The sequence below is a fragment of the Pontimicrobium sp. MEBiC06410 genome (assembly GCF_053601615.1).
Genome location: NZ_JBSHNT010000157.1, coordinates 98,458 through 115,609 on the forward strand (window position 1 = coordinate 98,458; position 17,152 = coordinate 115,609).

General features: G+C 31.2%; 11 protein-coding genes. 4 read left to right on the forward strand and 7 right to left on the reverse strand.

What is annotated here, in order from left to right:
- Nucleotides 1-3: 3 nt before the first annotated feature.
- The 3 genes from nagB to ACVC08_RS12625 form a co-directional block, all read right to left on the reverse strand.
- Nucleotides 4-1,935: a glucosamine-6-phosphate deaminase gene (gene nagB, locus ACVC08_RS12615; protein WP_452602272.1), complete on the reverse strand. Its 1,932-nt coding sequence runs from the start codon at nt 1,933-1,935 to the stop codon at nt 4-6.
- Between the two features lie 104 nt (nt 1,936-2,039).
- Nucleotides 2,040-3,626, reverse strand: a complete 1,587-nt coding sequence (locus ACVC08_RS12620) for a RagB/SusD family nutrient uptake outer membrane protein (RefSeq protein WP_452599686.1) — start codon at nt 3,624-3,626, stop codon at nt 2,040-2,042.
- A 10-nt stretch (nt 3,627-3,636) separates the two neighbouring features.
- Entirely contained in the window at nt 3,637-6,663 is a 3,027-nt protein-coding gene (locus tag ACVC08_RS12625; RefSeq protein WP_452602273.1) for a TonB-dependent receptor domain-containing protein, read from the reverse strand.
- Nucleotides 6,664-6,884: 221 nt separating this feature from the next.
- Between ACVC08_RS12625 and ACVC08_RS12630 the strand changes: the two genes are divergently transcribed.
- Genes ACVC08_RS12630 through ACVC08_RS12640 form a run of 3 tightly spaced genes read left to right on the forward strand, consistent with a single transcriptional unit; the run spans nt 6,885 to nt 10,463 of the window.
- Nucleotides 6,885-7,925, forward strand: coding sequence for a sensor histidine kinase (locus tag ACVC08_RS12630; RefSeq protein WP_452602274.1), 1,041 nt, complete (start codon nt 6,885-6,887; stop codon nt 7,923-7,925).
- Nucleotides 7,922-8,644 carry a LytR/AlgR family response regulator transcription factor gene (locus tag ACVC08_RS12635; RefSeq protein ID WP_452602275.1) on the forward strand — a complete coding sequence of 241 codons (723 nt, stop codon included), beginning with the start codon at nt 7,922-7,924 and terminating at the stop codon, nt 8,642-8,644. Before ACVC08_RS12630 ends, ACVC08_RS12635 begins: the two co-directional genes overlap by 4 nt.
- A 4-nt stretch (nt 8,645-8,648) precedes the next feature.
- Nucleotides 8,649-10,463 carry a sodium:solute symporter family protein gene (locus ACVC08_RS12640; protein ID WP_452599669.1) on the forward strand — a complete coding sequence of 605 codons (1,815 nt, stop codon included), beginning with the start codon at nt 8,649-8,651 and terminating at the stop codon, nt 10,461-10,463.
- Between the two features lie 62 nt (nt 10,464-10,525).
- Here ACVC08_RS12640 and ACVC08_RS12645 read toward each other — a convergent pair whose 3' ends face one another.
- The 3 genes from ACVC08_RS12645 to ACVC08_RS12655 form a co-directional block, all read right to left on the reverse strand.
- Nucleotides 10,526-12,157 carry a helix-turn-helix domain-containing protein gene (locus ACVC08_RS12645; RefSeq protein WP_452602276.1) on the reverse strand — a complete coding sequence of 544 codons (1,632 nt, stop codon included), beginning with the start codon at nt 12,155-12,157 and terminating at the stop codon, nt 10,526-10,528.
- A 107-nt stretch (nt 12,158-12,264) separates the two neighbouring features.
- The gene (locus tag ACVC08_RS12650; protein WP_452602277.1) at nt 12,265-12,972 is read right to left on the reverse strand and encodes a tetratricopeptide repeat protein; all 708 of its coding nucleotides are present in this window, start codon (nt 12,970-12,972) and stop codon (nt 12,265-12,267) included.
- 145 nt (nt 12,973-13,117) lie between these two features.
- The gene (locus ACVC08_RS12655) at nt 13,118-14,050 is read right to left on the reverse strand and encodes a peptidylprolyl isomerase (protein WP_452602278.1); all 933 of its coding nucleotides are present in this window, start codon (nt 14,048-14,050) and stop codon (nt 13,118-13,120) included.
- 109 nt (nt 14,051-14,159) lie between these two features.
- Between ACVC08_RS12655 and ACVC08_RS12660 the strand changes: the two genes are divergently transcribed.
- On the forward strand, nt 14,160-14,615 hold the full coding sequence (locus ACVC08_RS12660; RefSeq protein WP_452602279.1) for a hypothetical protein: 456 nt from the start codon (nt 14,160-14,162) through the stop codon (nt 14,613-14,615).
- 186 nt (nt 14,616-14,801) lie between these two features.
- Here the strand turns inward: ACVC08_RS12660 and ACVC08_RS12665 are convergent, their stop codons facing one another.
- The gene (locus ACVC08_RS12665; RefSeq protein WP_452597903.1) at nt 14,802-16,994 is read right to left on the reverse strand and encodes a RecQ family ATP-dependent DNA helicase; all 2,193 of its coding nucleotides are present in this window, start codon (nt 16,992-16,994) and stop codon (nt 14,802-14,804) included.
- Between the last annotated feature and the right edge of the window lie 158 nt (nt 16,995-17,152).

Consider the following 17,152-nt stretch of genomic DNA (forward strand, 5'->3'; position numbering starts at 1 on the left):
ATACTAAAAGTAATAACGCTTAAATGCTTCAATTGCAGCATAATCTGCCAATCCTAAATCATTATATTTTTTTGCTGTTAGTCTATTTCTATCTTCTACTCGTACCCAAAATTCTCTAGAATCATCACCTTGAAACATAACGCCGTCTTTTTGAGACTGATGGTAAAAAATAGCGTGTCTTTTTTTCAGTACTTGATCGGGACTCATAGGGACAGCCATATCTATTTCGTACGATTCCCACTCGTGCCATGCTCCTCTGTAAAGCCAAACCCAGCAATCATTCATGTACAAGTTGTTTTTTAAATGATCTATAGCAATAAATAGAACATCTAAACATACTTTATGAGTTCCATGAGGGTCTGCTAAATCTCCTGCTGCATAGATTTGATTGGGCTTAATTTTGTCTATTAAATTGCAAGTAATTGCGATGTCTCTTTCTGTAAGGTTTCCTTTTTTTATAGTTCCTGTTTCATAGAATGGAAGGTTTAAAAAATGAACATTAGCATCTGGTAAACCTAAATATCTTGTAGCTGCTAACGATTCGCTTTTACGTATAGACCCTTTTAATTTTCTTACTGCTAAAGAATCTTTTTCGCCATTGTTTTTCTTATTTTTTATAAAGTCTATTATTTCATTAACTTCTTTAGAATTGGCATTAATGTCTTTAGAAATTTCAGCAAATTTTAAAGCTTCCTCATCAGATACTGCTATATTTCCAGAGGTTTGGTATGCAACATGTACTTCATGTCCTTGCTCAACCAATCTATCGAAAGTACCTCCCATAGAAATGACATCATCATCTGGATGCGGGCTAAAAATAATTACCTTTTTTTTAGCTGGCGAAGAGCGTTCTGGTCTATTGGAATCGTCGGCATTAGGTTTTCCTCCTGGCCAACCAGTAATGGTATGCTGTAATTTATTAAACATTTTAATGTTTAAATCGTAAGCTGTTCCTTCTTCTGTTAAAAGTCCAGACATTCCATTATCGTTATAATCTTTATCTGTAAGTTTTAAAATAGGTTTATTAAGCATTTCGCTAAGCCATACTACTGCTTTTAATTTTAAGGATTCATTCCAAACACAAGAGGTTACTAACCAAGGTGTCTTTACACGGGTTAAAGCTTCGGAGGCTTCTTTATCTAGAACAAATGTTGTATTGTTGTGGTGTTGTAAATAAGTAGCAGGCACGTCTGATGTTATAGCGCCTTCTATTGTTTTTTTAAGTATTTCTGCTTTGTTTACTCCCCAACCTAGTAATACTATTCTTTTAGCATCACGAACAGTTCCAATACCCATTGTAATTGCTTTTCTAGGCACATTGTCTATTCCTAAAAAAGCTGGAGCAGCATCTATTCGCGTAATATGATCTAGAGTAATTATTCTTGTTCCTGAGTTTAAGTGAGACCCTGGTTCGTTAAATCCAATATGTCCCGTTCTACCAACACCTAGCAATTGAAAATCTAACCCACCTACGGCTTTAATTTTCATTTCGTAATCTATACAATATTGATAAATTTTATCTGTACTAATAGAGCCATCAGGAATATTAATATGTTCTGGAAGTATATCGATATGATTAAATAAGTGCTCATGCATGAAATAAAAGTAACTTTGAATATTACTTTTCTCCATCGGGTAATATTCGTCTAGATTGAAAGTTATAACATTTGCAAAACTCAATCCTTCTTCATTATGCATTCTAACTAATTCCTCATACACTTTAATTGGAGACGACCCTGTAGCTAACCCTAACACACAATGTTGGTTTAACGCAGCTTTTTCTCTAATTAAAGCAGCTATTTCTTGGGCTACTAATATTGAAGCCTCTATTGAAGAGTTAAAAATTACGTTATGTATTTTTTCATAACGTGAGTCTTCAAACATTCCCGCTTTTTTATATGAAATACGATTATAATCAGAAACTTCTACACTCATTGTTTTATTTTTATTATTCTAAGTTAGAACGAACGGGAAAAACAGCATTAATTCCCGTTTGTTCTATTAACTAACTCAAAAATTTACTTGTTCTCGTTTTTGTATTAAAAGTTTGATCCTCCTGTATCCCACCAAACTCTCGTGCCTCCATTGTCTGCTCCTCCTAAAAGGGAAACAGCATTAGCTACACCTGCAGCATTAGTAGATAATTCGCTATCTACAAATGGAATTCTTCTAATTTGAATTGCTGTATCTATAACACCTCCACTCTGGTTGCTTACTACTGGAAAGATTTTTGGATATCCTGTACGTCTAAACTCACTCCATGCTTCTTGTCCTTCTGGGAACATTGCAATCCATTTTTGTGTAATTATTTTCTCTAACTTAACTTCATTTGTATCTCCGGCATTCCAAGCTATTGTTACATTAGATAATGCTGCTATATTATTACCTGGTGTTACAGGGTCTACATAATCTGCTGGTGTTGAAGTGTTATCTGCAATGTATGCTGCTGCTCCACTTGCTCCTCTTTGGTTAAAAGAAGTCATAATACCTTGCTCATAATTTGCTTGTGCACTACCAGCACCTGTCCAACCTCTTAAAGCCGCTTCTGCTTTTAAGAAATGTACCTCTGCTGCCGTCATTAATTGTACAGATGATGTTTTCACACTTTCATTTAAAGTTGAAAACCCAATATAATCTGCTTTTTGCGCTAATTCATCTGCATATCCTGCTAATAATGGTAATCCATTACGAATACCTTTGTGCTGACCAGCGTAATCTACTGCTTCATCAAAATAGCTATCTATTCTAGCATCATTATACCCTGTTAATATGGATTCCATTGAAGCATTCATTCTAATATCTCCCCAAGAATTATCTATTGTTGCTAAAGGGTGACTTAATGAACTATTTACAAAAAAGTTATCTTCATTTGTTTCCATTAATCCTAATGATTGACTCAATGCTTTTTCTCCTTCTACTTTTGCCTTTACAGGATCTATCTTAGATATACGGATTGCTAAACGTAATCGTAAAGAATTCGCAGCTTTAACCCATTTAGTATAATCACCTCCATACGATAAATCAAAAGCAGAAAATCTTTGACTATCTATATCTGCCATTAGGTTAGCTACAGCCGTATCTAAATCTGCAAAAAAAGCATCATAAGCTTGTTCTTGAGAATCATAAACACCAACGTTTTCTAAATCTCCAAAACTGGTGTAAATAATTGGACCAAAAACATCTGATACTCTATGCATGGCTTCAACTTTTAATATTAAGGCTGTAGCATGTAATGTAGGAAAATCATCTCGGGTTAAATCGCTAATGGCCTTAACATTATTCATTACATTGTTATAAGGTACGGTCCAAATAAAATCATTCCATCCACTTACCAAGTTGTAAGTAGTATTATTTGCCCCAGCTACAAAAGGGCGTGGGTTTGTCATATATCCAGAATAGACATCTGCATTTAAATTTTGTTGTAATTGGTATGACCATGCTGGAGTATATTGATAAATACTCTCAAATATGGGTTTATATTTAGAGCCTACATGCTGGAAATCTACCTCTAATTGGTCTTGTGTAATATCTCTTGGGTTGTTATTGATATCTTCTAAGTCACTACAAGAATTACCAACTAAACCAATGATAATTAAACACGCTAATAATTTGTTTATTTTTTTCATGAGTTAATTTTTAGAATGTTAAATTAATATTTAGTCCTACGCTTCTTGTTGAAGGAAGTCCTAAAACATCTACACCTTGCAGTGCGTTACCTGTACTTAATGAAATATTAGGATCATGTGGTGCATCTTTATAAAAGAAAAATAAATTATTACCAACTAATGATGCTTTTATTCCTGAGAAAAATGATTCGTCCGATAGTTTAAACTTATACCCTAAAGCAAATTCGGCTAACCTTACATTAGTAGCACTGTATACATACTCACCAGTAAATCCATTACGTCCACCTGCGGCACTGTAATATTCTTGCGCAGATAATGTTGATGTTACACCATCTGGGCTTACTATTGCTACAGATCCGTTACCAGATTCTCTAGCAGAGTTATTACTTAAGCCTTCTACAACAGCTTCCGTCATACTCACCGTTTCTCCTCCAAACTTACCATCAACTAAAAAGTCTAAAGAGAAGTTTTTATATTGAAAAGAGTTATTCCACCCTAAAGTAAAATCTGGATTTGCATTTCCTACTTTTTCTAAAGAAGGCACTCTATCGTCGTCATCTTGCTGCTGAATCACAATTCCATCTGAAGTATCTACTATAGGTAATCCGTTTTCATCTCTATCAACTACTTGTGCATAAATATCTCCAAAGGCACCACCTTCTACTAAATACGACCCAAATGTATTTACTCCTGGTGCACTAACAGGGAAGTTAGATAATGTTTCTACTCCTTGAATACTAGAATCTATAAGCTTAATAATTTCATTTTTATTACTAGCAAAATTAACTGTCGTTTTCCATCTAAAATTATCTGTTTCCATTGGAATAGCGAATACTGTTGCTTCTACACCTTTATTTAATATATCTCCTGAGTTTATATTAGCTTGCCCTGAGGTTCCTGCTCCTGCGGCTACATTAACTGTAAAGTATTGATTAATTGTACTTGTTCTGTAATATCCTAGTTCAATTCCATATTTATTATCATTAAAACGCCACTCTGTACCTATTTCAAAAGAACGTTGACGTTCTGGTTCTGGTAAAGTTCCAGGGAAAGGGTTAATAGGTTCTGTAGAACTTATTCCGCCACCTCCAAAAATTATAGATCTATTACGAGCTATTAAATCTGCTCCAAAGCCGTTACCAACCTCAGCATACGATGTACGTAACTTTGCAAAAGACACTTTATCTCCTAAGTTAAATAATTCGCTTAAAATTCCTGTAATACCAAATGATGGGTAGAAAAATGAGTTATTAGCTTCTGGTAAAGTAGAAGTCCAATCGTTTCTTGCCGTGATATCTAGATACACTTTATTTTTATATCCTAAAGTTGTACTTGAAAACAATGAGTACCCTTGTGTTCTATATGAGTTTTGTACAAAACTTACTTGTGGGTTTCCTTCAAAATTTTGATAAGAAAATACATTTGCAAACTGTAACCCACCATTGGTTCCAGAATCTGCATTAAACAATTCTGTTCTATTTCTTGTTGTACTTGCCCCTACTAGTGCCGTTAATGTAATATCGTCATTTATTGTTGGCGTAATTGTTGCGATTATGTCTCCAAAAACCTGAGTAAAATCTTGGTTAGAGGTAATATATCTTCCGTTTTCTGGCGCCAATGTAGCTTCAGTTGTTGCAAAAACTCTTTTTTCGTAATCTAAAATAGATTTATCATAAGTTCCTCTTGCTTGAAGCGACAACCAATCGTTAAACTTATATTTTAAATTTAATGAGGTTACTAATTTTTTATTATTATCTAAACTTGGATTACGATGTAAAATCCAATATGGATTTTGTTCTATATCTGATGTTGCTCTAAACCATCTTTGTGCTTGTATGTTTCTATCTGGATCATACGCTTCAAAATTACTATAATCTGATAATCTTTCTGTATCAGATTCAAACCCATAAGCTCCAACTAAAGGGTTAAAATATAATCCTGAAACTGGTCTGTTTTTTATTTTTTGTGAAGACACTAAAACATTAGCATTAATATTTAATCTATCATTAAATAATTGTGCAGTTTCTCTTATATTAAGTGTATGTTGCGTTAAAGTATTTGTTGGTAAAATACCAGAACTATTGGTATTACTGTATGAAAAATAGGTTTGCGCTTTATCTGTTCCTCCCGAAACATTTATAGAGTTAATGTTAGTAATACCATTGTCGAAGAAATCATCTACATTACGTTCTGTTTCTCCATTAAAGTCCATAAAATAAGCTGCACTATCTACCGTAAGATTCGAAGAAAAATCGACTTTAAAGTTTCCTGCTCTTCCTTTCTTTGTTGTAATTAATATCACACCATTTAATCCTGCACTACCATATAAGGCAGAGGCTGATGCTCCTTTAAGTACTGTTAATGATTCTATATCGTCTGGATTAATTAAAGATAAAGCATCTCCTCCATCTCTGTTTCCTCCATTTATATCTCCAAAGGTGTCAGATGGTTGCCCTCCTGTTGGGTTTAATAAAGGAATTCCATCAACAACATAGAGCGGTTGATTGTTTCCAAGAGAAGAGTTTCCTCTTAATACCACTTTTACAGAACCTCCAGATCCTGAAGCGCTTCGTGTTATAGCTACACCAGATACTTTACCAGATAAACTATTAACTGGGTTAGTTTGTTTAGCCTTATTTAACTCGTCTGCATTAATATCTTGCGCAGCATAAGTTAAAGACTTTCTCGATTTTTTAACTCCTAAAGCTGTTACAATAACAGCGTCTAGTTGTTCTGCATCTTCTTCCAATTGTACATTAATGGTGTTAGAGTCTCCAACAACAACATCAACACTTGTCATTCCTAGAAACGAAAATGTTAAGACATCTCCTTTCGATGCGTTTATCGAATAATTACCATCAAAATCGGTTTGAGTTCCATTTGTAGTCCCTTTTACTAATACATTAACCCCTGGTGTTGGCTCACCATCGGCTTTAGCTGTAACAGTACCTATTATTTCTTTTTCTTGGGCAAAAGATAATTGTACCGTTAATAATAAAAAAGAAAACAAGAATAGTGCTCTTAAGTTTTGTTTCATAATTTGATTATTTAGTCTTTAATTCGAACCTAAATTATTTATTAAAAAATAATTGAAGAAAAAAAATATATAAACAACATGACTTTACAACCAAACAGCACAAAACCATCGATAAGTGATTTTTAACAATTAAACTATTGCTAATTTAATTGCGCTTTAATTATTATATTCTTAAAATTGCTACATAAAAACTAAAAAAACACCAAGTTATAGAAGTTTCTTTGTTTAAAAATAGAATAGGTACTACCATACCCATAAAATATCATATTATTTTTTGGGTGAGTTGGTTTGTACTCAATGTTATACGGTGGGGAAGTTATTATCAAGATTATTGGTACTCCTTTAAATCTAATTTAGTAACCGTTTTCATGGGAGCTTTATTAGTATATGTAAATATCTACTTATTATATCCAAAATATATTTTACATAAAAAGTATTTAAAGTATATTATTTACTTTACCATCTCAATTGCTATATTTTATGTTGTTAGAACCGAACTTATTTACCTATTTATAAATGAAAATGTTTGGCCAGAATCTCAAACACCTCAACGTGCTTACTCTTTTAATCATGTTTTAGTTGTTTTTTTAATAGGAATATACGATGTGGCATTAGTAACTACTATTAAGTTAACTGCCGAATGGATTTTAGAGAGGAAACGATCTGAGCAATTAAAAGAAATTCAGTTAAAAACTGAGTTAAATTTTTTAAAATCACAAATACAACCACATTTCTTTTTTAATACATTAAATAACTTATATGCCTTAACTTTAGAAAAATCTGATGAAGCGCCACGTTTAATAATAAAATTATCTGGCTTAATGCAGTATGTTTTGTATGAAGTGAGCAGCTCAAAAGCAAGTCTTCATGAGGAAATAAACCATTTAAATAACTATATTGACATTGAACGGATACGTTTTAAAGATAAAATAGAGGTAGAAATGGATATAACTGGAAATATTGAAGATGTTAAGGTTCCTCCATTATTATTTTTAACTTTTGTAGAAAATTGTTTTAAACATGGTTTAAAAGACAACGATTTTGTTAAAATTAATATGGCTTTTAAAGTTTTAAAAAATAATTTATTAGAATTTAAACTAACTAATACTTTTAATCCTGAAATAGTTCAAAACGAAAAACACGGAATAGGTATTACAAATGCAAAAAGAAGGTTAAATTTATTATTTTCGAATGATTATATTTTAGAGACAAAAATAGTTGATGATACTTATACCTTACTTCTTAAAATCCCAATTAAATGAAAATCAAATGTGTTATAATAGATGACGAACCCTTGGCTATAAAGGTAATTGAAGATCATTTAAAAAATTTTGATCATATAGAAGTAGTCGCAACCTTAACCTCGCCTTTAAAAGCTTATGGTATTTTAGAGCAGGAAAAAATTGATGTTATTTTTTTAGACATTAACATGCCGCAAATATCTGGTTTTACTTTTATTGAAAATTTAACACATAAGCCTTTAATTGTAATAACAACGGCCTACAGAGAATATGCCGTTAAAAGTTATGAGCTTAATATTTTAGACTATTTGGTTAAACCAATTCCTTTTAATCGTTTTTTAAAAACAATAAATAAGGTATATCAACAAGTTTATATTGGTACTAATGCTAATGACACTTTAATACAACATGACCCGCATATTTTTTTAAAAGTAAATAAAAAACTAGTTAAGGTTAACCTTAATGATATTCTTATAATAGAAAGCTTAAAAGATTATATTAAAGTTATTACAACTCTAGATGATTATGTTGTACATAAATCATTGACAACAATAACAGAAGAGCTACCACAATCTAACTTTATGCGCGTGCATAGGTCTTATACTATTTCTATAAATAAAATAGATGCTATTGAAGGTAATGTAATAGAAATAGCTAACCGAAAGATTCCTATAGGAAGAAACTACCAAAAACTAACTAAGGAAAGAATCTTAAATATTAATAATCAAAACAACAATTAAAACTATGGTAGATTTATCGATGCTCGATTATGCATTAATTATAATCTTTTTCTCAATTACCCTTTTTATAGGTATCTGGGTCTCTAAAAAGTCTGGAAAGAATTCTACAGAATTTTTCTTATCTGGTAGAACAATGCCTTGGTGGCTTTTAGGACTATCTATGGTAGCTACTACATTTTCTACAGATACGCCTAACTTAGTGACAGATATAGTAAGATCTAATGGTGTTTCTGGAAATTGGGTATGGTGGGCCTTTTTAATTACAGGATTATTAACTGTTTTTGTTTATGCTAAATTATGGAGAAAATCTAAAGTAAATACAGACTTAGAGTTTTACGCTTTAAGATATTCTGGTAAGCCAGGAACCTTTTTAAGAAAGTTTAGAGCCTTGTATTTGGGAGTCATTTTTAATGTTATAACAATGTCTGCCGTAACCTTAGCCGCTATAAAAATAGGCGGTATTATGTTAGGGTTAGAACCATGGCAAACTGTAATAAGTGCTGGACTAATTACTGTTATTTTTAGTGCTGTTGGTGGTTTTAAAGGTGTTGTTTACACCGATTTTATTTTATTTTTCGTAGCTATGGCTGGTGCTATTGGAGCTGCTGTTTATTTAATAAATATCCCTGAAGTTGGAGGTCTTGAAGCCTTATTAACTAACGAAAATGTAACCGATAAATTATCTATTTTACCAGATTTTAATGATAAAACAGCTTTAATAACATTATTAATTATTCCTTTAGCTGTGCAATGGTGGAGCACATGGAGTCCAGGATCTGAGCCTGGTGGCGGCGGTTATATTGCACAAAGAATGCTTGCTGCAAAAGATGCTAATCATGCCATTGGTGCCACTTTCTTTTTTAACATTATGCATTATGCTTTACGCCCATGGCCATGGATTCTTGTTGCATTAGCCTCTTTAGTTGTGTTTCCAGACATAGCGAGCATACATGAAGCATTTCCAAACATTGCAGAAGATAAATTAGGACATGATTTAGCTTACTCTGCCATGCTTACTAAACTACCAAGTGGATTACTTGGTATTGTATTAGCTTCTTTAATTGCTGCTTACATGAGTACTATTTCTACGCAATTAAACTGGGGATCATCTTACATTGTTTTTGATTTTTACAAACAACAAATTAAGCCCGAAGCTACAGAAAAAGAATTAGTAGCTGTTGGTAGAATATCTACCGTTGTTTTAATGGTTATTAGTGCTATTGTTGCTTTATTAATGCAAAATGCCATGCAAATTTTTAATTTATTATTAGTATTTGGTGCTGGTACGGGACTCATATTTATTTTACGTTGGTTCTGGTGGCGTATTAATGCTTGGAGTGAAATAACTGCTATGTTTGCTTCTGGTATTATTACTTTAATTTTAACAATAGACTCTGTAAAATCATTTTTATTTGATAGTGTTGATGGTATCTTTCCAGAATGGGGAGAATTACCATTTGTAGTATTTACAACTACTATTATTTGGTTAATAGCTACATTTGTAACTAAACCTGAAAAGGAAGAAGTTCTTGAAAGTTTTTATAAAAAAACACAGCCTGGTGGTCCTGGATGGAAATCTGTAATAGCAAATGCGCAAAGTAAGAATATAGAACTTATAGAAAATCATGAAGGTTGGAGTGTTCCTTCAGGAATTATTGCTATGTTATTAGGATTAGTTTTAATATACAGTTGTATGTTCTCTACTGGTTATTGGATATATGGAGAAACTACATTAGCTATATCTACAACTATTTCTGCAATAGTGTCTGCTTTTTTATTAAAGAGGATATGGAAAAAAATAAGTGCTAAAATTCTTTAAATTTAGTTGCCTATTCTGTTAAAAAACAAACCAAGTAGAAGAAAGAAATTTCTTTCTTCTACTTAAGAACTAACTTTCTTTATATATTTTGAGGGCAAAACACCTGTAGCCTGTTTAAAGTGTTTAGTAAAAGTGTCTGCACTTTTATATCCTAATTCTTTACTAATAGATTCTATAGAATATAATCTAAATTTTGAATCTTCTTTTAAACGAGTTATTGCATAGTTAATTCGAAGATCATTTATATAAACATTAAATTTTTTATGATATTTTTGTTTAATAACTTTAGAAACATAGTTTGCATTTGTTTTTAACTTTTTTGCAATATTTGGAGCAGAGCAATCAGGTTTTAAAAAGTACTTTTCTTGTTCAAGTTTATCAAGTCCTTTTTCTATTTTTTTAATTGTTTCTTCTTTTATAGAAATACTAACATCTTTTACTACAAATGATTTTTTAACATTATTAGGTCTAATAGGTTTATTATTATTAATTGTTATGAGAAGCTTGTTAAGCTTCTGCTTATTTTTTCTTCTATTGTATAAAGAATATATAATGAAACTAAAAAACACTAAAAAAGCGATGGTAACAGTTATGTTAACTTTATTCTTTTGTTCTTTCTTTTTTTGCTTTAACTGTTTTATTTCGTCTTGAAACCGGAGTGATTCATCTACTTTATACTTGTCTATTGTCTTTCCTCTTAATTTTTCAAATTCTAATATAGAATTTATGTGCATTTCATAATAAAAACTAGCTTTTTCATAATTGTTTAATTCCTTATAAGATTGACCTAAATACTGGTAGCAATCTTTTGTAAACATTCCTTCGTTATCTGTTACACAAGAATTTATTTCTAAATGAGATTCTATTATATTAATGCATTCATTATATTTTTTTTCTTTAAAAGCTATTCTCCCTAATAAATAAGCTTTTTGAAACTCTCTACCAATAGGGTCATTGGGGCTTGCATATTCTAGAGAATTATTCAAATGTTCTTCGGCCAGATCATAATCGTCCTTAATAAAGTAGATTTCAGATTTATTTAAATAAAATTCTCTTTCAAAATAAGCATCTTTATTACCTTCTTTAAATAGCTTAGATTTTAAAATATTGTTGTAGTAATTTGCTGAATCTTCTATTTTAAGATTTATATAATTCTTTACAAGGAAATTACATGTCCCTTTAAAATGAACATCAACATCTATTTTTTTGTTTTTTAATGTATCTTTTTTGTTTTTGATAAAGAGAAGAATTTCTTTATTTAATTTAATAGACGTAATGTCATCCTTTACTATAAGTAAAATATTAGAAATTCTTCTTTTAACTTTATATTCTAGATATTCATAATTATACTTTCTTGCTATGTTTAATGCAATATACATATAACCAATATTACGTTTAAACTTTACAGGTTCGCTAGATATAGACTTTAAAAGATAGGTTTCTACCATCTTATCATAAAAACCAAATTCTTCGCATAGAGAAAGCATACTGTCTGATACAGAGTTACTCAACTCATAATATTTATGGTATCTGTATATATTACTAATATAATATAGCCCTTTCCATTCCTTTTTTAGATCTCCTTCTTTTTTTGCTTTTTTAATATAAAGTTTTGCAGCCGATATTGCTTTTGTAGTATCAACTCTATTATATTTTTTAATAGAATCTTCATATACTTCATATGAAACATCCAAAATATTTTGCTCAGGAGTATTTTGAGCATAAAAAAAATAAAAAGACAAAAAAGAGCATAAAAAAAGAGCGAACTTCATGTATGTTTTTGGAGGTAAAGTCAAAGATGTTACAATGTATCCTTTTTTATTTTATTATACTCTTCTACATAACGCTTTGCTCTTCTATTACTATTATTATACTCTAATGCTTTTTTATAATTATTATAAGCCTGTAAACTATCTCCAGAGCCTAAATAGGCTTCTGCTAAACTATCATAAACATTATCACTTTCTGGATATAATGCTACGTTAATTTTAAAGACACCTATAGCATCTTCGTACTTTTTATCTCGCAGTAATTTGTAGCCATATCTATTAAAAGAACGTTCATTTAAAAATACACTAGTGGAGTCTTTTTTCTGAATTTCTAAATACCCCAACAAAGCTTTATTATACTCTTTTTCTTTTAAATACATACTGGGCACTTTAAAGCTATCTTCTACTTTTACATAATCGTAAGAGATTGCTGTTTCATCTGTTTCCGATATTTTAGACAAGTATCTTTTTTTTGTTTCTGGATGCTCTACAAAATGAATCATTTTATTCATTTCTATTACAGAGAACTTATTGTCATCTAGTACAATAGGCTTTATTTTATCTGCGCCTCTCCATTTTAAAAATAATGTATTGTCTTTATAATATACGTCTATAACTTCATCTTGGCTAAACAAATAACGCCCAGCTGTTTGCGCTTTATACTCTGGAGTATAATCTATACTCTTAGAGCAGCTAGATATAATTACTATAAAAAGAAGGAATAAGGATTTAGTTTTCATTGTGGTTTGATTTTGATTGATTGAAAATAATAAATTGTACGCATAAAAAAGCGTCTCATGCAAAATGAGACGCCTAAAATTTATTTTCGTTACTTACTTTCTAAAAAATATTTTAAAAAGAAGTTATATTAAATAGCGTTTTTAATTATTTAATTCCCATTAATTCTACATCGAAAATTAGAATAGCGTTTGGAGGAATAACACCACCTGCTCCTCTAGCACCATAAGCTAAATCGCTAGGGATTACAAAACGAGCTTTATCTCCAACATTTAATAAACTAATACCTTCATCCCAACCTGAAATTACTTGACCTGCTCCAAGAACAAAATCTATAGGTTCATTACGTTTGTATGAAGAATCGAATACTGTACCATCTGTTAAAGATCCTTTGTAGTGTACAGAAACAGTTTTCCCTTTTTCGGCTTTAGCACCTTCTCCTTTTTGAAGAATTTGGTAACGTAACCCGCTTTTTGTAGCTTCAAAACCTTCTGCATACTTATTTAATTCTGCTGCTTTTGCTGCTCTCTCTGCTGCTATACGAGCTTCACGAGCACCTTCAAATGTTCTAAAAGCTTCTATTGCATTGTATGCTTCTGCGTCTGCGCCAACACGTACAATTTCTAATGTTTTAATTTCATCTCCTTGTGCTATAGCATCTACTACATCTTGTCCCTCTACTACTTTTCCAAATACAGTATGGTTACCATCTAACCAATCTGTAGCAACATGTGTTATAAAAAATTGACTTCCATTAGTTCCAGGTCCAGAATTAGCCATAGATAGTACACCTGGCCCACTGTGCTTTAAATCTGGATGAAATTCATCATCAAACTTATACCCAGGGTTTCCTGTTCCGGTACCTTGAGGACAACCTCCTTGAATCATAAAATCTGCTATTACTCTATGAAACTTTAATCCATCATAGTATGGTGTTCCTTGTGGCTTAACAGCATTTTCCATATTTCCTTCTGCTAAAGCTACAAAGTTTCCTACTGTACCTGGTGTTTTTTGATATTCTAAACCTACTAATATTTCTCCTTTAGTAGTATTAAATTTTGCGTATAAACCGTCTTGCATTGTATTATTTTTTAAGGTGCAAAGATAACAAGGTTTTATGAATTATTTTTTTATATCATTTTAAATTAGTGAATTAAATTTTATCATTGCACTACATTAAAAAATTAGTATGAGAAATAAAATTAATAAATTCTTTGCTTCTATAGGAAGTGCAAAAGCTAAAGAAGATATACAAACAGAAGACTATACAGAACATATTATTAAAAGTATTGAAGCCAAACCATTAGGCATTTCTAATAAAAATGTAATTTATGCCGCTTCTAGTGAGCTTGGTGGTTATTATTATTTAAGAACTACTATTGTTGGAGCGTTCCGTATTAAAACATTTAAAGGAGCTTCGTTAACTATAAAAGCTTCCGACTTTGAACTAACTTTAAAATCTGATATGGATGAGTTAGAATCTGATTTTTCTAATGTTTCTGATAGATATATTACTAATATAGATTTTGAAGTTCATGAAGACAACATTCCTAAATTAAATACAGCCAAAATTAAAGGCTTAGTATTGTCTGCTAAAAAAACAAAAGTTGAATTTTTACCTTATGCAGATAAAAATCCAACTTAATATTTATTTTATTAAATATCCGTAATCAACTATAAAGTCTACCATCTACTTAAACGTGTTTCATGGTTCTCACCATGTAGCGTCTATGTTTTTAGATGTTAAGAAATGCTAAAACAAGTTCAGCATAGTATTATAAGTAGTATTATGGTATAAAATGAGCTATCGGGTTATTTTATTTCTTGAGATTTAATTTGCAACCTCGCTAATAAATTTAATACGATAAAGGCGTAATTCTTCGTCTTCATAATCGCCATCAAATTCTTCCATAGCTACATCTATCTTATCGGTTTCAGATTCCATAAAATAATCGTGTAGTTCTTCTTGCTGGTCTTCATCTAAAATATCATCAATCCAGTAATTAATATTCAATTTTGTTCCAGAGAATACAATGGCTTCCATTTCTTTAATAAATGCTTCCATTTCCATCCCCTTGGCAGATGCAATATCTGTTAACGGTAATTTTCTATCAACATTTTGAATAATATATAGTTTTAATCCAGAGTTGCTTCCTGTAGATTTTACAACTAAATCATCTGGACGTGTTATATCATTATCGCTTACATATTTTTCTATTAAAGCAATAAAATCTTTTCCATATTTTTTTGCTTTACCTTCACCAACACCATGTACATTTCCTAATTCTTGTAATGTTATAGGGTATTTAAGTGCCATATCTTCCAAAGAAGGGTCTTGAAAAATAACAAAAGGAGGTACCCCCAGTTTTTTTGCATTAGTTTTTCTGAGGTTTTTAAGCATTGCCATTAATGCTTTATCTACAACAGCTCCGCCTCCTTTATTAGCTGTAACAATGTTGTCGTCATGGTTTTCATCAAAAGCATGATCTTCGGTCATCATAAACGAAACTGGATTTTCAACAAAATCTATCCCTTCTGGATTTACTTTTATTACTCCATAGGTTTCTATATCTTTCTTTAAATAGCCAGCTACTAAAACTTGGCGTATTAAAGCCATCCAATATTTATTGGTTTGGTAATTTCCTTTTCCAAAAAATGGTTTTGTTTCGGTTTTATGAGATTTTATTAAAGCATTTTCTTTTCCTATTATAACATTTACCAAATCTTTAGATTTATATTTTTCATTGGTAGCCTGCACAATTTCTATTAAAAGCTTAACATCATCTTGGGCTTCTTGTTGCTTTTTAGGATGACGCATGTTATCGTCTAAATCTCCTCCTTCTCCAGTTTCATTATCGAACTCTTCTCCAAAGTAGTGCAAAATAAATTTTCGTCTAGACATAGATGTCTCTGCAAAAGCAACAACCTCTTGCAGTAGAGCATGTCCAATTTCTTGTTCTGCTACAGGTTTTCCAGACATGAATTTTTCAAGTTTTTCAATGTCTTTATATGCATAGAACGCTAAACAGTGTCCTTCTCCTCCATCTCTTCCTGCTCGTCCAGTTTCTTGGTAGTAACTTTCTATACTTTTTGGAATATCGTGGTGTATTACAAAACGAACATCTGGTTTATCTATTCCCATTCCAAAAGCAATAGTTGCAACAACAACATCTACATCTTCCATTAAAAACATGTCTTGATGTTTTGCTCTTGTTTTTGCATCTAACCCTGCATGGTATGGTAATGCTTTAATACCATTAACTTGTAATACTTGTGCTAATTCTTCTACTCGTTTTCTACTTAAACAGTATACAATCCCAGTTTTTCCTTCGTTTTGTTTTATAAAACGAATAATATCTGAATCTACGTTTTTAGTTTTTGGACGTATTTCGTAGTATAGATTTGGTCTATTAAAAGATGCTTTAAAGGTTTTAGCATCTCCCATTCTTAGATTTTTAAGAATATCTTCTTGTACTTTAGGCGTAGCTGTTGCCGTTAAGCCTATAATGGGAATATTATCTCCAATACGACCAATTATACTTCTTAAGTTTCTATACTCTGGTCTAAAGTCATGCCCCCATTCACTAATACAGTGTGCCTCGTCTACCGCCATGAATGAAATTTTTACAGAACGTAAAAACTCTACATTCTCCTCTTTAGTTAAAGATTCTGGTGCTACATAAAGTAGTTTTGTTATACCATTGGTAATATCTTCTTTTACTTGTTTTACTTCAGTTTTATTTAAAGAAGAATTAAGTACGTGTGCTACTCCATTCTCATCAGAAAGTCCTCGGATAGCATCCACTTGGTTTTTCATTAATGCAATTAATGGCGAAACTACAATTGCAGTTCCGTCTTTCATTAAAGCTGGTAATTGGTAACATAAAGATTTACCTCCTCCCGTAGGCATAATAACGAATGTATTTTGGTTATCCATAATACTTTCTACCACAGATTCTTGTAGACCCTTAAAGTCACTAAACCCAAAATACTTTTTTAGGGCTAAATGTATTTCACTTTTCACTTGTTATAATCAGGTTATATTAGGTAATAATGTCATTTACATATATAAAAATACATAAAAATATGTTTATCTAGCTATATTTAATAAGCTATTTAAAATTCCCTCTTTATTTTTCGCTAAATTTGTCGCGAAAAAAATTGTAGTCCCTTATTTTCATA